Origin of the sequence: Cetobacterium sp. 2A (genome assembly GCF_014250685.1) — a bacterium.
In the GTDB taxonomy this organism is placed as follows: Bacteria; Fusobacteriota; Fusobacteriia; order Fusobacteriales; family Fusobacteriaceae; genus Cetobacterium.
The window spans coordinates 385,919-409,146 of record NZ_JACFAJ010000006.1 but is presented as its reverse complement, the minus strand read 5'-3'; the positions used below and the strand labels follow the sequence as shown (position 1 = coordinate 409,146).

The 23,228-nt window shown below is 29.9% G+C and carries 21 protein-coding genes and 3 tRNA genes; all 24 read left to right on the top strand.

Going from position 1 to position 23,228, the window contains the following annotated elements; all coding sequences use genetic code 11:
- Positions 1-16 precede the first annotated feature (16 nt).
- The 24 genes from H3N56_RS05785 (at position 17) to nusB (ending at position 23,120) form a co-directional block, all read left to right on the top strand.
- Entirely contained in the window at positions 17-652 is a 636-nt protein-coding gene (locus H3N56_RS05785) for an L-threonylcarbamoyladenylate synthase (protein WP_185880309.1), read from the top strand.
- A 14-nt stretch (positions 653-666) separates the two neighbouring features.
- Positions 667-1,101 carry a hypothetical protein gene (locus H3N56_RS05780; RefSeq protein ID WP_185880308.1) on the top strand — a complete coding sequence of 145 codons (435 nt, stop codon included), beginning with the start codon at positions 667-669 and terminating at the stop codon, positions 1,099-1,101.
- Between the two features lie 217 nt (positions 1,102-1,318).
- Positions 1,319-1,394, top strand: a tRNA-Thr gene (locus H3N56_RS05775).
- Between the two features lie 7 nt (positions 1,395-1,401).
- Positions 1,402-1,476: transfer RNA gene (locus H3N56_RS05770), tRNA-Glu, on the top strand.
- Positions 1,477-1,490: 14 nt separating this feature from the next.
- Positions 1,491-1,575: transfer RNA gene (locus H3N56_RS05765), tRNA-Tyr, on the top strand.
- 102 nt (positions 1,576-1,677) lie between these two features.
- Entirely contained in the window at positions 1,678-2,862 is a 1,185-nt protein-coding gene (gene tuf, locus H3N56_RS05760) for an elongation factor Tu (RefSeq protein WP_185880307.1), read from the top strand.
- A 64-nt stretch (positions 2,863-2,926) separates the two neighbouring features.
- Positions 2,927-3,535, top strand: coding sequence for a hypothetical protein (locus H3N56_RS05755; protein ID WP_185880306.1), 609 nt, complete (start codon positions 2,927-2,929; stop codon positions 3,533-3,535).
- Between the two features lie 71 nt (positions 3,536-3,606).
- Complete coding sequence (locus H3N56_RS05750; RefSeq protein WP_185880305.1) at positions 3,607-4,434, top strand: transketolase; 828 nt, start codon at positions 3,607-3,609, stop codon at positions 4,432-4,434.
- Between the two features lie 24 nt (positions 4,435-4,458).
- Positions 4,459-5,388 carry a transketolase family protein gene (locus H3N56_RS05745; RefSeq protein ID WP_185880304.1) on the top strand — a complete coding sequence of 310 codons (930 nt, stop codon included), beginning with the start codon at positions 4,459-4,461 and terminating at the stop codon, positions 5,386-5,388.
- A 77-nt stretch (positions 5,389-5,465) separates the two neighbouring features.
- Entirely contained in the window at positions 5,466-6,272 is an 807-nt protein-coding gene (locus H3N56_RS05740; RefSeq protein ID WP_185880303.1) for an ABC transporter permease, read from the top strand.
- Positions 6,269-7,360: a murein hydrolase activator EnvC gene (locus tag H3N56_RS05735; protein ID WP_185880302.1), complete on the top strand. Its 1,092-nt coding sequence runs from the start codon at positions 6,269-6,271 to the stop codon at positions 7,358-7,360. Before H3N56_RS05740 ends, H3N56_RS05735 begins: the two co-directional genes overlap by 4 nt.
- 14 nt (positions 7,361-7,374) lie before the next feature.
- Entirely contained in the window at positions 7,375-8,172 is a 798-nt protein-coding gene (locus tag H3N56_RS05730; protein ID WP_185880301.1) for an NAD(+)/NADH kinase, read from the top strand.
- The gene (gene recN, locus H3N56_RS05725) at positions 8,166-9,827 is read left to right on the top strand and encodes a DNA repair protein RecN (protein WP_185880300.1); all 1,662 of its coding nucleotides are present in this window, start codon (positions 8,166-8,168) and stop codon (positions 9,825-9,827) included. Before H3N56_RS05730 ends, recN begins: the two co-directional genes overlap by 7 nt.
- 2 nt (positions 9,828-9,829) lie before the next feature.
- Complete coding sequence (locus tag H3N56_RS05720) at positions 9,830-10,642, top strand: tyrosine-type recombinase/integrase (RefSeq protein ID WP_185880299.1); 813 nt, start codon at positions 9,830-9,832, stop codon at positions 10,640-10,642.
- A complete protein-coding gene (gene era, locus H3N56_RS05715; protein WP_185880298.1) occupies positions 10,643-11,536 on the top strand; it encodes a GTPase Era in 894 nt (297 codons plus the stop codon).
- Positions 11,537-11,672: 136 nt separating this feature from the next.
- On the top strand, positions 11,673-14,411 hold the full coding sequence (locus H3N56_RS05710) for a DEAD/DEAH box helicase (RefSeq protein ID WP_185880297.1): 2,739 nt from the start codon (positions 11,673-11,675) through the stop codon (positions 14,409-14,411).
- Positions 14,412-14,420: 9 nt separating this feature from the next.
- A complete protein-coding gene (locus H3N56_RS05705; RefSeq protein WP_185880296.1) occupies positions 14,421-16,181 on the top strand; it encodes a hypothetical protein in 1,761 nt (586 codons plus the stop codon).
- A 56-nt stretch (positions 16,182-16,237) separates the two neighbouring features.
- Positions 16,238-19,654, top strand: coding sequence for a DNA polymerase III subunit alpha (gene dnaE / locus H3N56_RS05700; RefSeq protein ID WP_185880295.1), 3,417 nt, complete (start codon positions 16,238-16,240; stop codon positions 19,652-19,654).
- A gap of 25 nt (positions 19,655-19,679) precedes the next feature.
- Positions 19,680-20,096, top strand: coding sequence for a biotin/lipoyl-containing protein (locus tag H3N56_RS05695; RefSeq protein WP_185880294.1), 417 nt, complete (start codon positions 19,680-19,682; stop codon positions 20,094-20,096).
- Positions 20,097-20,124: 28 nt separating this feature from the next.
- Positions 20,125-21,474: an acetyl-CoA carboxylase biotin carboxylase subunit gene (gene accC, locus H3N56_RS05690; protein ID WP_185880293.1), complete on the top strand. Its 1,350-nt coding sequence runs from the start codon at positions 20,125-20,127 to the stop codon at positions 21,472-21,474.
- Between the two features lie 63 nt (positions 21,475-21,537).
- Entirely contained in the window at positions 21,538-21,912 is a 375-nt protein-coding gene (locus tag H3N56_RS05685; protein WP_185880292.1) for an Asp23/Gls24 family envelope stress response protein, read from the top strand.
- A 60-nt stretch (positions 21,913-21,972) separates the two neighbouring features.
- Complete coding sequence (amaP, locus tag H3N56_RS05680) at positions 21,973-22,482, top strand: alkaline shock response membrane anchor protein AmaP (protein WP_255492161.1); 510 nt, start codon at positions 21,973-21,975, stop codon at positions 22,480-22,482.
- An 11-nt stretch (positions 22,483-22,493) separates the two neighbouring features.
- Positions 22,494-22,703 carry a DUF2273 domain-containing protein gene (locus H3N56_RS05675; RefSeq protein WP_185880290.1) on the top strand — a complete coding sequence of 70 codons (210 nt, stop codon included), beginning with the start codon at positions 22,494-22,496 and terminating at the stop codon, positions 22,701-22,703.
- 12 nt (positions 22,704-22,715) lie between these two features.
- A complete protein-coding gene (gene nusB / locus H3N56_RS05670; RefSeq protein ID WP_185880289.1) occupies positions 22,716-23,120 on the top strand; it encodes a transcription antitermination factor NusB in 405 nt (134 codons plus the stop codon).
- The last annotated feature ends 108 nt before the right edge of the window (positions 23,121-23,228 follow it).

Genomic DNA, 23,228 nt, shown 5'->3' with positions numbered 1-23,228 from the left:
GGAAATGGAGTAAGTTGTGGCAGAATTAATCTTTAATGTAGAAAATATAGATTTTAAAAAAATTAAAGAGGAAATTTTCCAAGGGTCGCTTATAATCTATCCGACTGATACTGTTTATGGTGTCGGTGGTAATATTGATTCTTTAGAAAGTATAAAAAAAATATACAGTGCAAAAGAGCGTAATTTTAACTCTCCACTTATAGCTCTTGTAAGCAAAAAAGAGAACGTTGAAAAAATAGCATATATAGAAGAAGAGAATAGAGAAAAAGTTGAAAAATTAATGGAAATATTTTGGCCAGGTGGTTTAACTATAATTCTTAGAAAAAAAGATATAATTCCTGAGATTATGGTATCTAACGGGAAAACTGTTGGAGTTAGAATGCCTGACTATAAAATTTCTTTACAAATAATAGAGGCTGTTGGTGGAATAATGCCAACAACAAGTGCAAATATATCGGGAGAAAAAACTCCTAGAAGTTTTGATGAAGTATCTAAAATTTTTTTAGATAGAGTGGAAATAGCTGTAAATTGTGGTATGACTCCAGTTGGAAATGAGTCTACAATAATTGATATGAGCACCAACAATCCAAAAATCCTTAGAGAAGGAGCAATCTCTAAGATAGAAATAGAGAAAGTTATTGGTAAATTTTAATTCTGGAGGTAAAAATGAAAGCTCAAAGAGTAAATCCAAATAATATGAATCCTATGCAAATGAATAGCATGTCATCTATGATGGGAATGATGAATACTATTCAAAAGATTGGAAAAGGTAAAAGAAAGTATGTGGTTAAGCTAGATAAAAATAGTAAAAAATTCTTATCTAAATTTGTTGATGAAGTAAAAAAACAATTTGGTGCGAACATGAATGGTCAAAATCAAGGATTAGTAGAATTTTTTGATTATATAAAAATGGTAGCGGATGACAAGAATAAGATGGAACTTAGACTATCATTTGAAGAGATGGAATTTTTAAAGAGAATGGTATCAGATTCAATAAAAGGTATGGAAGCTATGCAGTTTAAATGGTATCAAATTATTAGAAAGACTATGATAAAGCTTTTAGTAAAACAATATAGAGAATTATTAACTAGAATAAACTAATAAAAAATTTCTCCAAAAAAAATAAGAAACCTAGGGGGATTCTAGGTTTCTTTGGGGGGAAGTATGTTAAAGGGTGTTAAGGGGGATAACTTTAACACCATCTGAACATATTATACATCTTATGTCTTTCAATTCCTTTTAAAAAAAAATAAAAAAAAATAAAAAAAACTATTGACAATTTTTAGAAATTGTAATATAATTATTATGTAAAAAGGACGCCGCTTTAGCTCACCTGGTAGAGCAACTGACTTGTAATCAGTAGGTAATTGGTTCGACTCCGATAAGCGGCACCATACATTTGCCCCGTTCGTTCAACGGTTAGGACAATAGATTTTCACTCTATAAACAGGGGTTCGATTCCCCTACGGGGTACCAAAACAACAAAATATGGTGAGGTTCCCGAGCGGCCAAAGGGATCAGACTGTAAATCTGACGGCTCTGCCTTCGAAGGTTCGAATCCTTCTCTCACCACCACTTTTACTACACTTAACCTAGGTACATTTAGGAATGTGTGGATTTTTTTTTAATCAAGGCAAAATTAAAATTAATATATAACTCATGAGGAGGAGAATTTAAATGGCAAAAGAAAAATTTGAAAGAAGCAAGCCCCACGTTAACATTGGAACAATAGGGCACGTTGACCATGGAAAAACAACAACTACAGCAGCAATATCTAAAGTTCTAGCAGATATGGGACTAGCTAAAAGAGTAGATTTCGCAAACATCGATGCTGCTCCAGAAGAGAGAGAAAGAGGAATCACAATCAATACTGCTCATATAGAGTATGAAACATTAGAAAGACACTACGCTCACGTAGATTGTCCAGGACATGCTGACTACGTTAAGAACATGATAACAGGAGCAGCACAAATGGATGGAGCTATATTAGTAGTTTCAGCAGCTGATGGTCCAATGCCTCAAACAAGAGAGCATATCTTACTATCAAGACAGGTTGGAGTTCCATACATCATAGTATACCTAAACAAATCAGATATGGTAGACGATGAGGAATTACTAGAGTTAGTAGAAATGGAAGTAAGAGAGTTATTAACAGAGTACGGATTCCCAGGGGACGAAGTACCAGTAATAATGGGATCTTCTTTAGGTGCAATGAACGGAGAAGAGAAATGGGTAGAAAAAATTAAGGATCTAATGAACCAAGTAGATTCTTACATTCCAACACCTGCAAGAGCAGTAGACCAACCATTCCTAATGCCAATCGAGGATGTATTCACGATAACTGGAAGAGGAACAGTAGTTACTGGAAGAGTAGAAAGAGGAATAGTTAAAGTTGGAGAAGAAGTTGAGATAATAGGAATTAAACCAACAATCAAATCAACTTGTACTGGAGTAGAAATGTTTAGAAAACTTCTTGATCAAGGTCAAGCTGGAGATAACGTTGGAGCTCTATTAAGAGGAATCAAGAAAGAAGACGTTGAAAGAGGTCAAGTATTAGCTAAACCTGGATCAATCTTACCACATACAGGATTCAAATCAGAGGTATACGTATTAACTAAGGAAGAGGGAGGAAGACACACTCCATTCTTCTCAGGATACAGACCTCAGTTCTACTTCAGAACTACAGATATAACTGGAGCAATCAATCTACCTGAGGGAGTAGAAATGGTAATGCCAGGAGATAACATAGAGATGACTGTAGAGTTAATCCACCCAATCGCAATGGAACCTGGATTAAGATTCGCAATCAGAGAGGGAGGAAGAACAGTAGCTTCTGGAGTTGTTGCAGAAATTACTAAGTAATTCTTTCTAAAAGGAAAAGAGCAGACTGTGTCTGCTCTTTTTTTTATTCTAAAGGAGAGAAAATATGGAACTATTGCTAAAAATTTTAGATGAAATGAGCATGGCAGGGATTTTAGTTTCTTTGACAGCATATATAGTTGGAATAAAGTTTCCTGATTGGGATTTTAAAATGGGATTGAAACATAGAAATATATTAACTCATAGCCCTCTTGTAATATTTATACTTATGAAATTGTATGAAGGTGAAAAAAGCCACACTTTTAGATATTTCATAATGGGATTTTCTTTGGCTATGGCAATTCATTTTATTTTTGATCTATTTCCAAAGGGATGGGGTGGAGGAGCACTTTTAAAGGTACCTATAATGGGATTGTCTCTTTCTCCTAAATTAACGAAAAGTTTATTTGTAATATTTATAATTGGAACTCTTTTTATAGTTGTTAGCTATACAGAGGGTGTTATGGAATTTATATATTTATTTTGCTTGGGAGTTTTTTCTTTGATGAAAAATTTAAAAAAAGAGAATAAATTCTTTAGGCCATTCATAGCATATAGTCTAATATTTATAATTTTTGGGGCTATAAAATATGATTCTGTATCAACTTATCTGCAAACAGGGGCTAAAAACGCAACAGAATTAGGAATGAAGTATTATAAAACATTAAAAAAATAGCTTTTCTTGACAATATAGCAAATAAAATAATATAATTTAGGCAGACTACTAAGCATCGAAAGGAGAAAATAATGAAAGATATCAATCTTCTAGAAAAAAAAGCCAACACAATAAGAAAAGACATAGTTCAGATGATCTGTACTTCAAAATCAGGACATCCAGGAGGATCTTTATCAGCGGCAGATATAGTTACTGCACTTTATTTCAGTGAAATGAATATTGATCCTAAAAATCCTAAAATGGTAGGAAGAGATAGATTCGTATTATCGAAAGGACATGCAGCACCTGTATTATATGCAGCGTTAGCAGAAAGAGGTTATTTTGACAGAGAGCTTTTAAAAACTCTTAGACAATATGGTTCACCATTACAAGGGCATCCAGATATGAGAAAACTTCCAGGAATAGAGATTTCAACAGGATCTTTAGGACAAGGTTTATCGGTAGCTAATGGAATGGCTTTATCAGCAAGAATGTCTGGAGAATCATATAGAACTTATGTTCTTATGGGAGATGGAGAAATGCAAGAAGGTCAAATATGGGAAGCAGCTATGACAGCAGCTCATCATAAACTTGATAGTGTTTGTGCATTTATTGATTCAAATAATCTTCAAATAGATGGAAATGTAGACCTAGTTAAAGGAGTAGAACCTTTAGATAAAAAATGGGAAGCTTTCGGATGGAATGTATTAGTTATAGATGGACATAACCTTGAAGAAATTTTATCTGCTTTAGACAAGGCTAAGAAAGTTAAGGGACAACCAACTGTTATAATTGCAAAAACAGTAAAAGGAAAAGGAGTTTCATTTATGGAAAACGTATGTGGATTCCACGGTGTTGCACCAACAGCTGAAGAGACAGAAAGAGCTATAAAAGAATTAGAAAAGGTATCTGAAATATAATAATTCCTGGAGGTAACGGACAAAATGGCTAAGAAATCAACGAGACAAGCTTACGGAGAAGCTCTAGTAGAGCTTGGACTAATTAATGAGAATATAGTAGTATTAGATGCAGATTTAACAAAATCTACAAAAACAAACTTATTTCAAGAAAAATTTCCAAATAGACATATAAATGTAGGAATAGCTGAAGCTGATTTAGTTGGAACAGCAGCAGGGCTTGCTACATGTGGAAAAATTCCATTTGCTTCTACTTTTGCAATGTTTGCAGCAGGAAGAGCATTTGAGCAAATCAGAAATACAGTTGCTTATCCTAAATTAAATGTAAAAATAGCTCCAACTCATGCAGGAATATCTGTAGGAGAAGACGGAGGATCACACCAATCAATCGAAGATATCTCACTTATGAGAAGTATTCCAGGAATGGTTGTTTTATCTCCAGCTGATGCTGTTGAAACTAAAAAGATGGTATTTGCAGCAGCAGAATATGAGGGACCAGTATATTTAAGAATGGGAAGACTAGATGTGCCTGTATTATTTGATGAGAAAGATTATGATTTCCAAATTGGAATAATAAACACAGTTAAAGAGGGAACAGACGTTACTATAGCTGCAACAGGACTTATGGTTGCAAAGGCTATAGAAGCAGCTGAGAAGCTAGCTCTTGAAGGAATTTCAGCAAGAGTTTTAAATGTTGGAACTATTAAGCCATTAGATGGAGAAACTATCTTAAATGCAGCAAAAGAAACTAAATTTATAGTTACAGCTGAAGAGCACTCTGTAATAGGTGGACTTGGATCAGCAGTATCTGAATTTTTATCAGAAGTTCATCCAACTTTAGTTAAGAAAATTGGAATTTATGATAAATTTGGTCAAAGTGGAAAAGCTGAAGAGCTTTTAGAGAAATATGAATTAACTAGTGAGAAAATAATCTCTGTTGTAAAAGAAAATCTTTAATTACTTTGTATAGAGGCGAAGGATACTTCAGCCTCTATATTTATATTTTAAATATTTAAAATTTAGGAGGAGATATAATGCGTAATATAGGTGTAAAAAAATCCTTTATAACATTGTTAATCTCCTTTTTTCTTCTAAATTTTTTAACAGCAATCATTCTCAATAGCTCTTTTATAGCTTCTAAATTGAAAGATAATTATTTTTTTACAGTAGAATTGAAAAATGATTTATCAGAAGAAAATATTAATAAACTAGAAAATAAATTACTTTTACAACCAGAAGTAAAAGCAGTTAGATTTATTACTAAAGAAGAGGCTTTCAGAAATCTTCAAAAGGAACTAGGGATAGTTATTTCAAATAGAGATAACCCTCTTCCTAATTCTTTGCTAGTATCTTTCAATGACACTGATGACATTGAAAAGATCCAGGAATTATTAGATAATGAAAATGGAGTAAAAGAAATATTTTTAGATAGTAATCATATTGAGAATACTAAAAGAAGAATAAAGGGAATTAATACATTTTCTATATTTATTTTAGGAACAGATATAGCAGTGGTTTTAATGATATATTTAATATTTAGTGGTGGAACTATAACTGATTACTTAAGACTTACGATAACAAATCCTGGGAATGCTAGAAATTATAAGAGAGCTCAAAATATAAATCTTTTTCCATTTATGGGAGCATCGATAATGGGAAGTTTATTATTTTTTAATTTATATATTATTTTTAGAAAAGCCTTATTAGATCTTGTTCCAAATTTAAGTTTAATGAGTTTTCATCAAATGGTATTTATTATATCTATCATAATTATATTTTTTAATATTTTTGTTTGGTTATCTCCCTCTATTATACAAAAAAATAGAGAGGGAAAATTATGAAAAAAATTGTATTATTTATGCTGGTTTTTAGCAGTTTAGCATATTCAACCTCTATAGATACATTGAAAAATAAAATGAAAAAGATAGATTCTCAAATAGAGAAAAAAAACACTAGAATACTAACAATAGATTCAGAAAAAGTAAAAATTTCAAAACAGATATCTTCGATAGAAAATGATATAAAAGAAATAGAAAAAGATATAGAAAGAATAAAAGACGAGATAAGAATAGTAAATAGAAATATAGACTATGGAAGTAGTAATTTAAAAGTAAGTTCAAAAGAATTAGAAAGAAAGCAAATGGAATATCAGGCTAAAATTTTAGCTTGGAATAGAAAAATAGATTTAGATGTAACTTTAGAAAGAGAATCAATAATGAAAAGAGAGTTCTCTAGAATGCTCTATGGTGATTTAGAAAAAATGGAGCATATAAAAGTAGTCACAAAAGATATCCAAAAAGTAAAAGGAGATATAGAAAAAGAAAGACAAAAGCTTAGAAATCTTCAGAATAAAATGGATACCAATAAAAGATCTATAGAAAGAAAAGTCTCAGAAAAAAATTCACTTATAAAGAGATTAAACAATGAAAAAGTAACTCATGTTAAAACAATAGGTAAATTACAACTAGAGAAGAAAAGAACGGAACAAGAGATAGAGAAGATAATTAAAGCAAGGGCAAAATCAGTTAGTAATGTAAAATTAGACGCTGCTCTTTTAAAAATTGGAAGATTAAAAAGACCTGTTGATGGAAAAGTAGTTGTAAAGTTTAAACAAAAAAAACAGGGTGAAGTTATAAGTAATGGTATAGAGATTTTAGCAAGAATGGGTTCAAAAGTATGTGCAGCGACAAATGGAAAAGTTATTTATGCTGATAGATTTCAAGGGCTTAATAATGTTGTTATGATAGATTATGGATATAATACTATTGGAGTATATGGAAACTTAATCTCTACAGATGTAAGATTAAATCAAGAGGTTAAAAAAGGCCAAAATATAGGAGTTTTAGGACTCACAACAGATGGAGAACCAAAATTATACTATGAAGTTAGATTTAAGCTAAAACCTATAAATCCAGAGCAGTTGTTTTAATGATTGGAGGAGTTATGAAAATAGGTTGCATAATACACAATGAAGATAAAGTAGGAGCAGTTGCAATTTACAAAAATACTTTAAAATATTTTGAAGCTAAAGCAGTTAAGATTGTGGATGTTTCAGAAATTTCTAAAGCTGATTTTGTAGTTGTAATAGGAGGGGACGGAACTCTTTTAAGAGCTTCTAAAAAAATAATACATAGCAATGCAGTGGTAATGGCAATAAATGCTGGAGCTTTAGGATTTTTAACTGAAATTAAAGCCAGTGAAGCCTTTGAAACTTTTGATATGTATCTAAAAGGTGAATATAAAATAGAAGAGAGATCTTTTTTAAAAGTAGTTTACCAAGGGAAATCCTACGATGCTCTAAATGAAGTTATGATATCAAAAGGAGGAGTTATGGAAAAGATTCTTAAGGTATCAGTTGATTCTGAAAATGGATATATAAATGATTATAAGGCTGATGGCTTAATAGTTTCAACTCCAACTGGATCAACAGCTTATTCTTTATCAGCAGGTGGACCAATAGTTATGCCAACCTTAAAAGCAATGATTCTAACTCCCATAGCACCACATAACTTAACAAATAGACCAATAGTACTAGATGGAAACGAGAAAATTTATATTGAGCTAAAAGACAATAGAGAAGGTTATTTAGTGATAGATGGAGAAGGGTCTGGAAAGTTAAGTGTTGGAGATAAAGTAGAAATAAGTTATTCAGATTTTAAATTAAAATTAATTTTGCCTAAAGGAAGAAACTACTATAATATTTTAAGAGAAAAGTTAAAGTGGGGAGATAATTTATGTTAAAAGAACTTAAAATAGAAAATCTAGCTATTATAAAAAGTTTAGATTTAGAGTTTGATGGTGGGCTTGTGGTTCTTACTGGAGAAACTGGAGCGGGAAAATCAATTATTTTAAGTGGAATAAATCTTTTGATTGGAGAGAAATCTAGTTCAGAGATGGTAAGAGACGGAGAAGTAACTCTTCTAGCTCAAGGAGTTTTTGGAATTAATCAGGAACAAGAAAATGAGTTAAAAAAACTAGGGATTGAAACAACGGACAATGAAGTTATTGTTAGAAGATATTTGGATAAAAATGGTAAAGGAAAAGCCTTTGTAAATAACGTGAGAGTTCCTATTTCTAGTTTAAAAGAGATTATGGGAACCTTGGTTGATATAGTGGGACAACACTCTCATCAAATGCTTTTAAATAAGAATAATCATATAAAACTTTTAGATAAGTTTTTGGGAGAATCTGGGAACGAATTAAAAGAAAAATTAGCGACAGTTTATAAAAAGTATTTTGATATTAATAAAAAAATAAAAAATATTGAAAAAGAAAGAAAAGAAACTCTTCAAAAAAAAGAGTTTTATGAATTTCAATTGGATGAGTTAGAAAAGGTAAATCCAATTTTAAAAGAGGATGAAAAGTTAGAAGAGGAGTATAAGAAACTTTTTAATGCTGGAAAAATTAAGGAAAAACTTATATCTACAGAATCATTTTTGAAAGACGGAGAGATAAATGCTTTATCGATTATATATAATAGTCGTAAAAATTTAGAAGTTATTTCAAAATATGGAAAAGAATTTCAAGAAATTTCTGAAAAACTAGATAAAATATATTATGATTTACAGGAATGTTCAGATTCAATATCAGAGTTAAATGATGATATTGATGTGGATGAAAAGAAATTAGAATCTGTAATATCAAGACTAGATTCAATAAATAGACTGAAGGTAAAGTATGGATCAGATATATCAGATATTTTAGATTATAAAAATGATATATCAGAAAAAATAAAATTTTTAGACGAGAACAATTTTGAGATAAAAAAATTGATTAAGGAAAAAATTGACTTAGAACAACTATACTGGTCATTTGCAGATGAGTTGACAAAGTTTAGAAAAATTAAAAGTTTAGAAATTGAAAAAAACTTAGAAAATGAGTTGAAACTTTTAAATATGAACGATGTTAAATTTAAAATAAAATTTTTACCTTTAGAAACTATGGGAGCTGAAGGGTCAGATAATGTTGAATTCTTAATTTCAACAAATATTGGTCAGGATTTAAAATCGCTTTCAAAAATAGCATCTGGAGGAGAGGTTAGTAGAATAATGCTGGCCTTGAAAGTAATATTTTCGAAAGTAGATAATATACCTATATTGATATTTGATGAAATAGATACTGGTGTTGGTGGAGAAACAGTGAGAAAAATTGCTACTAAATTGAGAGAGATAGGAAACACAACTCAAGTTATGAGTATAACTCATTCACCAGCAATAGCGTCTAAAGCTCATGAACAGTTTTATATTGAAAAAAATATAGTAGATGGAAGAACAGAAACTACTGTAAAAAAACTTAATTCAGAGGAGAGAGTTCAAGAGATAGCTCGTATGATGGCAGGGAAAAATATTTCACCAGCTGTATTAAAACATGCTAAAGAACTCTTAAATGAGGAGTGAATATGAATTTTTTTAATGAATTTCTAGAAAAATCAAAAGCTTCAGGGATTATCTCTTCTGCCACTGAAGAAATGTATAGAGTGGATTTAGAAGATTTTAAAAATTTTTTAAATGGAAAAGAAGAGGAGAATGTACAAGAAGATGATATATTAGAGTATATAAAATTTTTAAGAACTAAGTATCAAGAAAATTCTGTATTTAGAAAATATAGCTCAGTGAAAGGATTTTATAAATATTTACTAAAGAAAAATATAATAGATGTTTTACCTATGGAGAGAATCACACTTGTTAGAAGTGGAGAAAAAATTCCAGAAGTTTTAGAATTTGGAGAAATAAAAGCTATTTCAGATGCATGTGAAAAAAATTCAAAAGGTAGAAGAGATAAATTAATAATTAAAATTTTGACAGATATAGGTGTCCAGATTGCCGAAGTTTTAGAAATGAAAATTTCTGATTTAGAAAAATATAACTACGAGTATTTTTCTATAATAAAAAATGGGAAAATGGTACTGATGGAGTTATCTGAAGAGTTATCGGGAGAAATAAATAAATTTATAGAAGAAGATAGAGAAAATTTAATATCTGGAAGCAGTGACTATATTTTTTATGGACTTTCAAGACAAAATTTTAGAGCAAGATTTTTAGTAGCTGGGAAAAAGGCAGGAATAGAGAGAGAGATTTCACCTAACATGCTAAGGAATACATCAATCAAAGAGAGAGAAAAATACGAATATTTAGATGAAAATGGTGACGCATTAACTCTCTTAAATAGGATTAAAGAAGAATACATAAGAATAGGTATAGGAGATGATTAAATGAAAGCAGGATTTATTGCCGTAGTAGGAAGACCAAATGTAGGAAAATCAACACTTATAAACAAATTAGTTAATGAGAAAGTTGCAATAGTTTCAGATAAAGCGGGAACAACAAGAGATACAATAAAGGGAATATTAAACTTTAATGAGAATCAGTATGTATTTATAGATACTCCAGGAATTCATAAACCTAAGCATCTTTTAGGAGAGCACATGACAAATAGTGCTATTAGAATCTTAAGAGAAGTTGACGCAATAATGTTTTTAATTGACGCTTCACAAGAGATCAGTACTGGTGATATGTTTGTAATGGATAAAATAAAAGAAGCTAAGAAAACTCCTAGAGTTTTAGTAGTAAATAAAATAGATAAAATAAATGATGAACAATTAATTGAAAAAAGAAAAGAAATTGCTGAGAAATTAGGAGAATTTGATGCGATAGTTGAGATGTCAGGTCAATATGCTATAGGAATTCCAAAGTTACTTTCAGCTCTTGATCCATTCTTGGAAGATGGAATAAAATTCTATCCAGATGATATGTATACAGATATGCCTATATATAGAATAATTACAGAAGTTGTAAGAGAAAAAATATTAGAAAGAACAAGAGAAGAGATTCCTCATTCAATCGCAGTTGAGATTATAAATGTTGAGAGAAGACCAAACGGAAAAGATAAGTTTGACATAAATATATATGTTGAAAGAGATTCTCAAAAAGGGATAGTAATAGGGAAACAAGGAAAGCTTTTAAAAGAGATTGGAACAGAGGCTAGAAAAGATATAGAGAACCTTTTAGGGGTTCAAATTTACTTAGAGCTTTGGGTAAAAGTTAAAGATGACTGGAGAAAGAAAAAACCTTTCTTGAAAGAACTTGGGTATACTCAGGAGAGTTAAAGAGAGAAAAAGGAGTGCTTAGAAAGCACTCCTTTTTTAACTTGTTGATAAAATGTATAATATTTGATATAATATATTTCAGAAAAAATTTATTATTTATATAATTTTATCATAAAAAATATTAAAGGGATAGGGTATGGATAAGAGCATTAAATTATTAGAAGATAAAATCTATTTTATGTTAAAAATGGATGAAAAAGGTGGTTATATAACTGCAGTGGATAGTAGTGGAGAAGCAACTACAGAAATAGACGACAATAATCTTGATGAGAATTCAAAAGCAATATTTTCTTTTATAAAAGAGATAAAAGAGGATAGTTTTTTCGTAGATTGGGGAAATGTAGCGGTAAAAGAATTATACATAGATGAAAATAAATCTATTTTAAATCTCTTGAAAGAAAGCAATAATTTTATCAATGAAAAATTAGAAAAAATAATTTGGAAAACTGAAGATAATACAGTTACTCTAAATATTTCAGAGCATGTTGAAAGTGATAAACTTTATACAGCAAGTTTAATTTTAAACGCAAAGTATGAAAAGTTTGATATTTTAACAGATGAGGTTTTTTATAGAGATGGAATTATTTATACTGTTGAAGAGCAAGAAGATATAATTCATTCTATAAACGATTTAGTTTCAGATTTTAAAAGAGAGGAATTAGAAAAGTTTATAACGCTAGCTCACTCATATTTTAAAAACTTAGAGATTCAATGTTTGGGATATAAAATTGAAAGAGGAGAGGCTAAAACTCCTGTTCCTCATATAATGATTGAAAAAATATCTCAGGACAACAGTCTTTATTTAAAAATCGGAATTATGGTTTCAACTATAGATTATGAATTTTTAAAAGAACATAGTTTAAAAAGTGTTTTAACTGTTAATCATTTAGAAAAAAGAGTTACAATTTCAGAAGTTATAACAGATGCACTAAAAGAAGTTGTAGATGAGATTGTAAAAATCTTATCAAAACATCAAAGAAATGTAAAAATAAAAGCTGGATATTATTTAGATGAAGAAAATTATCTTATTCTTCAGGAAAAATTAGCTAAAGAGTTCATAACTAGAGAACTTCTTCAACTGGCTAGTAGATATAAGGTAATTGGAGCAGAAAAATTAAGAAAGTATAATATAAAAGCGGTAAAGCCAAAAGTGATTGGAAGTTTCAAACATTCTATAGATTTCCTTGAGGGAGAGGTGCAACTTGAAATAGAGGGAGAAAAATTCTCTATTTTAGATGTTTTAAATTCTTTTAAAAAAGATTCTTATATCGTTTTAAGTGATGGAACTAATGCTCTTATAAATAGAAAATATATAGAGAAGTTGGAAAGAGTTTTTAAAAATAATGATGAATCAAAAGTCAAGATTTCATTCTTTGATTTACCTATAATAGATGACTTAATAGAAGATAAAGTATTAACTCAAGAATTAAATAAGAGTAGAGAGTTCTTTACTGGAATTAATGATATAAAAGATAATCCAAAGATGATTCCAAAAATAAATGCCAATTTAAGAGAATATCAAGAGTACGGATATAGATGGCTTTCATATTTAGTGGAAAATAATCTAGGTGGATGTCTAGCAGACGATATGGGGTTAGGAAAAACACTTCAAGCTATAGCTCTAATAACTGATTTACATCAGGTAAAGGGCAGAAAAACTTTAGTTATAATGCCTAAGAGTTTAATTTATAACTGGGAAGCAGAGATTAGAAAATTCAGTCCTGGATTAGTTTCTGGAATTTATTATGGAAACTTTAGAAATGAAGAGGTGTTAAGAAATTGTGATGTTTTACTAACAACTTATGGAACTGTAAGAAATGATATAGAAACTTTAAGAGATAATCATTTTGATTTAATTATTTTAGATGAATCTCAAAATATAAAAAATGTTAATGCACAGACAACAAAAGCGGTAATGCTTTTAAATTCTAAGCATAGAATAGCTCTTAGTGGAACGCCCATTGAAAATAATTTAGGAGAACTATACTCTCTATTTAGATTTTTAAATCCTTCAATGTTTGGAACATTAGAAGAGTTTAATAGCTATTATGCAAATCCAATTCAAAGAGATAACGATCCTGAAGCAATAGATGAACTAAAGAGAAAGATATATCCATTTATTCTAAGAAGAGTAAAAAAAGAAGTTCTAAAAGATTTACCTGATAAGATTGAAAAAACTCTATTTATAGAAATGAACATAGAACAAAAAAGACTATATGAAGAGAGAAGAAGCTATTACTATAAAATGATAAATAGTCAGATTAAAGAGCAAGGTATTGGGAAAACACAATTCTTTATACTTCAGGCTTTAAATGAATTAAGACAAATAACAAGTTGTCCAGAAGTTAAGAGTAATTTAGTAACTTCTAGTAAGAGAGAAGTACTTATAAATAATATTTGTGACGCAGTAGAAAATGATCATAAAGTTCTTGTTTTTACAAACTATATAAGCTCAATAGAGAATATATGTGAGGATTTAAAAAAACATGGAATACCTCATTTATCAATGACGGGAGCAACAAAAGACAGACAAGGACTTGTAGATAAATTCCAAAATGAAAAGAAATACAAAGTTTTTGTAATGACTCTAAAAACTGGTGGAGTAGGACTTAACTTGACTGCAGCAGATACAATATTCATATATGATCCTTGGTGGAATAAAACAGTTGAAAATCAAGCTGTAGATAGAGCATATAGACTTGGTCAAGATAGAACTGTATTCTCTTATAAATTGATATTGAAGGATACTATTGAAGAAAAAATATTGAAACTTCAAGAGAGTAAAAGCCAACTTTTAGATAATTTAATAGCTGATGATGGAGCGTCAATTAAAACTCTTACTGAAAAGGATATAGAGTTTATATTAGGGGAATAGGAGATGAAAATGGCAATTAGTAAGGAAAGATTTAGAAAAGCTTTAAACGAGTATTATAGCAAAGAAGTGCTTTTTGAAATATTTAAAAGATATATTTTGGATTGGATAGCAGATGGCTATATCGGAAGTAATTTAGGTCTTTTTGAAATCTCTTTAATATCGGCAACTACGAATAAACAGACTTTTATCGAACTGATGGAGCAAATGTTTTCAAAAGATGAAGTTTTTAAAAATATTTATGATTCTTTACCACAGGACGTAAGAGAAGTTTTCGAAGAGATAGCTTGGAATGGAAGGTTCTTAATAAAGGATAGAACAAAATATCTTAAGGGAAAGAAGAATTATGATTTAAATAGTGATTTAAAAGAAGAATTCTTATTCTTTAAAATAGAAGGAGATATTAAAAAGGGTGAATATTTATATCTTCATAACGATATAGTTAGAATAATGAGACAGTTTTTACCTAAACCAAGAGATTATTATATCCACGCAACTGGAAAAATAGAAACTGAATTTAAAAGTAATAACGAAGAAAGTATAATAGAAAACTTTAAGAAATATTATGATTTCTATCAACAAGGTGGAATGCAACTTTCTTCAAGTGGAAAATTATTGAAGGAATCTAAGAGCAATATGAAGAAATATTGTGATATAGATGAGTTTTATGAAGAAGCAAAAGATTTAGATTATTTAAAAACTGAAACGATAGCACTATTCTTTTTCTTATTAAAAGATGAGTATTTAAATCAAGAGTTTTTAAATATAAATAATATAAAAGAAATTATTCATAAATTTTTAGATGGAGAGATTATAAAGGGAGAGAATTCTCATTATATAACATTATTCCTAAATTATTTAAAAGGAATAAAAAACATTTCAAAATCTAAAGATGAAATAAAAAGAGGACTTCAAACTATCAAAAAAATTATAGAAGAGTTTCCAGATGATAGTCCTGTATCTATAAAAAATATTGTAAATAGCATATTATTTAGAGATGAGTTTATTGAAATAATTGATATAGAGGATGCTTATAATAGCATCTATATAAATGAAGCAAATTATGAAAGAACAAGAATAGGTAACTATAATAAATATCTTTCATATGTAGTTACACCTTTTGTTAAGTCGGTATTCTTTGTATTAGCATCACTAGGTGTTGTTGAAGTATACTATGAGCAACCATCTATCAATAATTCGCTTTATTTAAAAAATGGATATTTGAGTAAATATGATGGGTTAAAATTTGTAAAACTTACAGAATTAGGGAAATATATCTTTAATAAGGTGTTGGATTATGACTTTAAAATAGTCTTAGATGATGCTGAGGTCCATATGGAAGAGGATAGACTTATTGCTACTATAATTGGTGATTCACCAATTAAGACGATGTTCCTAGAGAAGATTGGGCATAGAATATCTCCAAATAAATTTAAACTTTCAAAAGAAACATTCCTAAGAGGTGTGGAAGACTCATCTGAAATATCACTTAGAATATCTGAGTTTAAAACTAAGATTGGAGAAACTGTACCTGATATATGGAATGGCTTTCTAAATGAGATAGAAAAGAAAGGTAAATCAGTAGTTCATATTCCAGAGTATAAGGTTTTAAAACTAGAAAATGAAAAAGATTTGATTTCAGTAATTACTAAAGATGAAAGATTTAAAAAGTTAATTTTAAAGGGTGAAGATTTCCATATTATTGTAAAAAATGAAAATATTTCAAAAGTTTCAGAAATATTTAAAGAATATGGATATTATATAAATATCTAAAACTAAATGGTTGAGAGAAAATATCTTTCAGCCATTTTTTCAAAAGGAGAGATGTTATGGGAAAAAATTTTGTTCATTTACATTTACATACTGAGTATAGTCTCCTTGATGGAGTTGGTAAAATAGATGAATATTTAGAAAGAGCTCAAAAGCTTGGAATGAAAGCAATAGCCATAACTGACCACGGAAATATGTTTGGCGCAATTGAATTTTATAAAAAAGCTATCTCCAAAGGTATAAAGCCTATTATTGGCTTAGAAGCCTATATTTCCGAGTTTGAAATGGAAAAAAGAGAGGGTAGAAATTATCATCTTATCCTTCTTGCAAAAAATGAAACAGGATATAAGAATCTTTTAAAACTTAGTTCTCTAGGTTTTTTAAACGGATTCTATTACAGACCAAGAATAGACAAAAAACTTTTAAAGGATCATAGTGAAGGAATAATTGTACTCTCAGCATGTATGCAGGGGGAAATATCAAGACTGATTTTAGATGGAGAACCAGATACAAAAGTTGATGAAGTTGCAAAAGAGTATATTGAAATATTTGGAAAAGATAACTTTTATATAGAGATACAAGGTAACGGAGTAACAGGACAAAAAGAACTAAATAAAAAACTTTATGGTTTGTCAAAAAGATTGGGAGTTAAGACTGTAGCAACAAATGATACCCATTACGTCTATGAAGGAGATCATGTTCTACAAGATATACTTTTATGTATTCAAACTGGAAGTAAATTGGAAGATACGAATAGAATGAAAATTGAAACAGAGGAACTGTTTTTAAAAAGTAGAGAAGAAATTATAGAAAGTATCGGAGAAGAGTATATAGAGTCCGTAAACAATAGTGAAGAGATTGCTGAAAAATGTAATCTAAAAATAGATTTTGGAGGGTTTAAATTTCCAAAGTACGAAGTGACGGACGGGTCTGCATCTATTGAAGAGTTTCTAAGAAAGATAGTTTATAAAGGACTAAAAGAAAGATATCCAAATGGTCTTACAGAAGAAATAGTAGAAAGAATAGAGTACGAGCTAGATACTATAGAAAAAATGGGGTATGCTGGTTATTTTGTAGTTGTATGGGATTTTATAGATTATGCAAAAAAGAATAAAATACCTATTGGACCTGGAAGAGGTTCAGCTGCTGGGAGTTTAGTTGCATATTCATTAAAAATAACTGATTTGAATCCTTTGACATATGGTTTGATTTTTGAAAGATTTTTAAATCCAGAAAGAATATCAATGCCAGATATCGATATAGATATATGTCAAGAAAGAAGAGGAGAGGTTATAGAATACGTTACAAAGAAATATGGGGCGGATAAAGTAGCTCAAATTATAACGTTTGGAACGATGAAAGCAAGAGCTGCAATAAGAGATGTTGGAAGAGTTATGAATGTCAATTTGGGAAAAATTGATAAAATAGCAAAACTTATTCCAGGAAACTACAATTTAAAAAAAGCTTTGAAAGATATTCCAGAATTGAGAGAAATTTATAGCAAAGATAGTGAAATAGAAAAAGTTATAACACTATCTAGTAGATTGGAGAATAAAGTTAGACATGCTTCTATACATGCTGCAGGAGTTGTTATAACAGAGGACTCGCTAACAGATATAGTTCCTTTATACAGCGACAATAAAGATAAAGTTATTTCAACCCAATACCAGATGAAAGAATTAGAAGAGTTAGGTCTTTTAAAAATGGACTTTTTAGGACTTAGAAATCTGACAAATATCCAAAGAGCTATAGATAATATAAAAGAAGATTTGGAAAAAGATTTAATATTAGAAGATATCCCTTTAAATGTTAAAGAGGTATATGAGATGTTATCCAAAGGAGATAGTCTAGGAGTATTTCAGTTAGAATCTCAAGGGATAAGAAAGATTTTAATGAAATTAAAACCAAATAGATTTGAAGATTTAATAGCTCTTTTAGCTCTTTATAGACCTGGGCCTTTAGGGTCTGGAATGGTAGAAAGTTTTGTGAGATGTAAAAATGGACTGGAAGAGATAAAATATCCACACGAGTCTTTAGAAGAGGTTTTAAAAGAAACTTACGGTGTTATTTTATATCAAGAGCAGGTAATGAAAATAGCAAATATTATGGCTAATTATTCTCTGGGTGAAGCTGATTTATTAAGAAGAGCAATGGGAAAAAAACAAGCCGATATAATGGATGAAAATCGTGAAAAATTTGTAGAAAGATCTGTGAAAAATGGATATACAAAAGAAAAAGCTATAGAAGTTTTTAATTTGATAGATAAGTTTGCGGGATACGGATTTAATAAATCCCATTCGGCAGCCTATGCACTGATTGCATATTGGACAGCATATCTAAAAGCTCTTTATCCAAAGCAGTATTATGCTTCAGTACTTACATCTGAAAAAAACAATGTAGAAAACGTTGCATTCTATATAGAGGATGCTAAAAATCATAAAATTTCTTTAAAATTACCAGACATAAATAATGCAGTTTCTAAATTTATAGTTGATGGAGAGGGAATAAGATTTGCACTCTCAGCTATAAAAAATGTAGGGCAGGCATTAGTTGAAGGAATCAGGAAAGAACAGTTAGAGAATGGTTTTTATACGTCATTTGAAGACTTTGTATTTAGAACAAAATCTTTTGGACTTAACAAAAAATCTATTGAGGCACTGGTACTCTCAGGAGCGTTAGACTCACTAAATGGAAATAGAAGACAAAAATATGAATCAATAGAAAAAGTAATAGAGTACTCAGTAAAAAGAAGCAAAGAGGATGAAATTCAACAGATGAATTTATTTGGAGAAGCTAAATCTAAACTGATTAGTTTTAGTTTTCCAGCGGTTCCAGATTATTCTTTAGAAGAGAGGTTGGAAAAGGAAAAAGAGTTCTTAGGATTTTACTATAGTGCTCATCCTTTGGATAAATATAAGGACATTATAAAGGTATTTAGGATGGAATCTATACCAGAGGTGAAGGATGAAAAAGAGATGCACATAGTTAAAACCTATGGTATACTTAGAGAAATCCGTAAAATAATGACAAAAAAAAATAATGAGGTTATGGCACTCTTCCAATTGGAAGATTATTATGATAGAATTGGGGTAATAGCCTTTCCAAAAGATTATCAAAAATATGAACATGCATTTTTAGAAGGAAGAGCTGTATATCTTGAGGGAACAGTTCAGACAGATTATTTTAAGGGTATAGAAAATAAGAAAATAATTCTAAGAAATATTGGATTTTTAGATAATGTAGAGGTTACAAAACAGGATAAAGTTTTTATTCTGCTAGAGGAAGAAAATAAGGATAAATTTAATATGTTAAAAGAGATTATATTAGAAAATTTAGGTGATACTCCGCTTAGATTTGCAATAAAAATGGAGGATTCTAAGGAAGTAAAAGCTTCTAAATATAAAGTGAATCCATCAAAACTTTTTATAAAAAAAGTAATATCTCTTTTAGGAGAAGAAAGTATCATGATAAAGTAAAAAACTTGACTATCGGAGGGGTTTTGTGAAAAAAGAGAGCTTTAATATTGAAGATTTAATAAAAATTCTGGACAAAAATAAATTGACAGAGATAAACTATGAAGAGCCTAATTTTAAAATAACTATAAAAAAACCATTAGAAGTGGCATCACAGAAGTCTGTTGAAAAGATAATGCCAAAGATAGAGAAAGAAGTAAAGGTAAACACTAAAGAAATACTTTCAAATAGTATTGGAAGATTCTTCTATAAGACATCATCAGGGGATGATATTATATCTGTTGGAGATCAAATAAAGGTAGGACAAGATATTGGTTATATTACCACTATTGGAGTTAAAAATCATGTAAAAGCAACAGTATCTGGAGAAATCGAAGAGATTTGTTTAGAAAATGGTGGGATAGCTGACTACGGAAAAGTTTTATTAAAAGTTAAATCTAACTAAAATATTAGATGAACTGGGAGGAAGATTAATGTTTAAAAAGATACTTATTGCCAATAGAGGAGAGATAGCTGTAAGAATAATAAGAGCGGCTCGTGAGCTTGGAATTCAAACGGTTGCTGTTTACTCTGAGGCAGATAAAGATAGTTTACATGTTAAGCTGGCAGATGAAGCAATTTGTATTGGAGGACCACTAAGTACTGATTCGTACTTAAAGATACCTAATATAATAGCAGCAGCAGAAGTTACTGGTGCAAATGCTATACATCCAGGGTATGGTTTTTTATCAGAAAATGCTAGATTTGCAAGAATCTGTGAGACTCACAATATAACTTTTATAGGTCCAAGACCAGAAGCTATTGAGAAGATGGGAGATAAAGCTACAGCTAGAAAAACAGCTATAGAGAATAATGTTCCTCTTACAAATGGAACAGGAATTGTAACAAGTATAGAAAAAGCTAAAGAAGAAGTTGAAGAAAGAATTGGATATCCTGTTATGATTAAAGCAACCGCTGGTGGCGGTGGAAAAGGTATGAGATTGGCTAGAACTGTAGACGAGTTGGAAAGTGGTATAATTGCTGCTCAAAACGAAGCCGATGCTGCTTTTGGAAATCCAGATGTATATATAGAGAAGTTTGTTGAAAATCCAAGACACGTTGAAGTTCAAATCCTTGGAGATAAATATGGAAATGTAATTCATTTAGGAGAAAGAGATTGCTCTATCCAACGTAGACATCAAAAGCTTATAGAAGAGGCTCCATCTTTTGGACTTCCATCGAAAGTTAGAAAAGCTATGGGGGAAGCAGCAGTTAAATTAGCAAAAGCTATTAATTATGATTCTGCTGGAACTCTTGAGTTTTTAGTTGATAGTAGTAATAATTTCTATTTCATGGAAATGAACACTAGAGTGCAAGTTGAGCATACAGTTACTGAAATGGTAACAGGTGTTGATATAATAAAACTTCAGATAAAAATAGCTGAAGGTGAAAAATTAAATATAACTCAGGATGACATAATGTTATTTGGTCATGCTATCGAGTGTAGAATAAATGCTGAAGATCCAAATAATAACTTCTTACCATCACCAGGAGTTTTAACGACTTATATAACATCAGGTGGAAATGGAGTTAGAATAGATTCTCATTCATATCAAGGATATGAAATCTCTCCATATTATGATTCTATGATTGGAAAATTAATAGTACATGGTGTAAATAGAGAAGAAGCAATTGCTAGAATGAAAAGAGCATTAAAAGACTTTATAATTGAAGGTATAGATACTACAATACCATTCCATTTAGAAGTTTTAGATAATCCAGTTTACAAAGCTGGTAAGGTAACTACTAAATTTATTGAGGATAACTTTTCTCAAAAAAAATAAATTTAACAGGAAAATTGATAAAAATTTGATATAACCTTATAAATAAATCAGGGGGTGTATTTTATGAACGAATTAGGAAATATAAAAATATCTGATGATGTGGTAAAAACAATTGCGGCTAAAACAGCAGCTGATGTAGAAGGAGTTTACAAACTTGCAGGTGGAGTAGCAGACGAATTTAGCAAAATATTAGGAAAAAGAAGACCTACTAACGGAGTTAAAGTAGAAGTAGGAGAAAAAGAATGTAGCATAGAAATCTTTGTAATAGTTGAGTATGGATATCCAATATCACAGATAGCTCAAAATGTTCAAAAGGCTGTTTTAAATTCAGTTACACAAATGACTGGATTAAAAGTAGTGGAAGTAAATGTATATGTTCAAGATGTTAAAATAGTAACAGAAGTTGAGGATCATCAAGAAGATATAGAGATTATGTAGTTTGAATATTAAAAGAGGCGTTTTAAACGCCTCTAATATTTTCATTTAGAGGGTGATAGTATGTGGAAAAAAGTTGTTTTTTTTCTAGCGTGGGTGGGAATATTTCTCTTGTCTATTATAGGAATAAGTTATATAATAATGCCTAGTTATTTTGTGCAGGTAGATACAACAAGTTTAATCTTTAAATTTACAGCTCTTAATATATGTTTAGTTTATTTCTTCATATCTCTTTTAAAATTGCTTTCAAATTTTTCTAAAAAAGATGGGTATACAATAAAAAACGAAAACGGGATTATTAACATATCTTCGGATTCAGTAAGAAATTTATTAAAAGAAGTTTTATCTCGTGATCACGATGTAAAGGCTATGAAAATAGAGAGTGGAAAAAGAGGAAGCAAGTTTTATGTTTCGGTAACTCTTGAAATTTTATCAAATGCTAATATAGCTGATAAGACAGTAGCTATACAAAATAGCATAAAAGAGGAGTTACGTAACAAGCTAGATTTAAATGTTGATATAGTAGAAGTTAAGATATCTAAACTTTCGATAAGAAAAGACTCAATGGTTTAGAGGGTGATGGTATGTTGGAGGAGTTAATAGAAAGATTTATATATAACTTAAAAAAATTTTTAGGTTGTGTAATTGGCCTTGTAGTTGCTATACTATTAGTTGAGTATGGTTTTTTGAAGACTCTGTTTATAGTTGTTGTTAGCTTTATCGGATACAATTTAGGCGATGTAAGTGTGACAAAAAAAATAAAGAAGAAAATAATTGATAGATTAAAAGATTAGAAAGGAAGTAAGATGAGTAGAAGATTAGCAAGAGAAGAACTGTTTAAATTAGTATTTGAGGTTGAGGTAAATGAAGATTCTTTAGGAGATGTATTAGAGAATTATTTATCTAGAGAAGAAGTTCAATTAAATGAAAATGAAAGATCATTTATAGTTAAATATGCCAAAGGAATGGCAGAAAATAATGATGAAGTGATGGCTGTACTTGAGGATAACATCAGTGGATGGACTTTTGAAAGAGTTGGAAATATAGAGAAGGCTTTATTAAAAGTCTCTACATATGAAATACTATTTGAAGATACACCGGCAGAGATTATAATTAATGAAGCCGTTGAATTAGCAAAGAAATATGGAGATGAGAAATCTCATGAGTTCGTGAATGGTGTACTAGCTAAAGTATTATCTAGTAGAAACTAAATTTTTAAAAGATAGGATATAGGTTTTAATATTGTATAATCCCTTTGAAATGACAAATTGTTGTTTCGAGGGGATTTTTTTTATTTCTCTTATTTTAGGAGGTGTAGT

Bases quoted from the DNA above. Each gene is read 5' to 3' on its own strand.
- H3N56_RS05780 (WP_185880308.1), top strand. From the start codon at position 667: ATGAAAGCTCAAAGAGTAAATCCAAATAATATGAATCCTATGCAAATG.
- tuf (WP_185880307.1), top strand. From the start codon at position 1,678: ATGGCAAAAGAAAAATTTGAAAGAAGCAAGCCCCACGTTAACATTGGA.
- H3N56_RS05755 (WP_185880306.1), top strand. From the start codon at position 2,927: ATGGAACTATTGCTAAAAATTTTAGATGAAATGAGCATGGCAGGGATT.
- H3N56_RS05750 (WP_185880305.1), top strand. From the start codon at position 3,607: ATGAAAGATATCAATCTTCTAGAAAAAAAAGCCAACACAATAAGAAAA.
- H3N56_RS05745 (WP_185880304.1), top strand. From the start codon at position 4,459: ATGGCTAAGAAATCAACGAGACAAGCTTACGGAGAAGCTCTAGTAGAG.
- H3N56_RS05740 (WP_185880303.1), top strand. From the start codon at position 5,466: ATGCGTAATATAGGTGTAAAAAAATCCTTTATAACATTGTTAATCTCC.
- H3N56_RS05735 (WP_185880302.1), top strand. From the start codon at position 6,269: ATGAAAAAAATTGTATTATTTATGCTGGTTTTTAGCAGTTTAGCATAT.
- H3N56_RS05730 (WP_185880301.1), top strand. From the start codon at position 7,375: ATGAAAATAGGTTGCATAATACACAATGAAGATAAAGTAGGAGCAGTT.
- recN (WP_185880300.1), top strand. From the start codon at position 8,166: ATGTTAAAAGAACTTAAAATAGAAAATCTAGCTATTATAAAAAGTTTA.
- H3N56_RS05720 (WP_185880299.1), top strand. From the start codon at position 9,830: ATGAATTTTTTTAATGAATTTCTAGAAAAATCAAAAGCTTCAGGGATT.
- era (WP_185880298.1), top strand. From the start codon at position 10,643: ATGAAAGCAGGATTTATTGCCGTAGTAGGAAGACCAAATGTAGGAAAA.
- H3N56_RS05710 (WP_185880297.1), top strand. From the start codon at position 11,673: ATGGATAAGAGCATTAAATTATTAGAAGATAAAATCTATTTTATGTTA.
- H3N56_RS05705 (WP_185880296.1), top strand. From the start codon at position 14,421: ATGGCAATTAGTAAGGAAAGATTTAGAAAAGCTTTAAACGAGTATTAT.
- dnaE (WP_185880295.1), top strand. From the start codon at position 16,238: ATGGGAAAAAATTTTGTTCATTTACATTTACATACTGAGTATAGTCTC.
- accC (WP_185880293.1), top strand. From the start codon at position 20,125: ATGTTTAAAAAGATACTTATTGCCAATAGAGGAGAGATAGCTGTAAGA.
- H3N56_RS05685 (WP_185880292.1), top strand. From the start codon at position 21,538: ATGAACGAATTAGGAAATATAAAAATATCTGATGATGTGGTAAAAACA.
- amaP (WP_255492161.1), top strand. From the start codon at position 21,973: ATGTGGAAAAAAGTTGTTTTTTTTCTAGCGTGGGTGGGAATATTTCTC.
- H3N56_RS05675 (WP_185880290.1), top strand. From the start codon at position 22,494: ATGTTGGAGGAGTTAATAGAAAGATTTATATATAACTTAAAAAAATTT.
- nusB (WP_185880289.1), top strand. From the start codon at position 22,716: ATGAGTAGAAGATTAGCAAGAGAAGAACTGTTTAAATTAGTATTTGAG.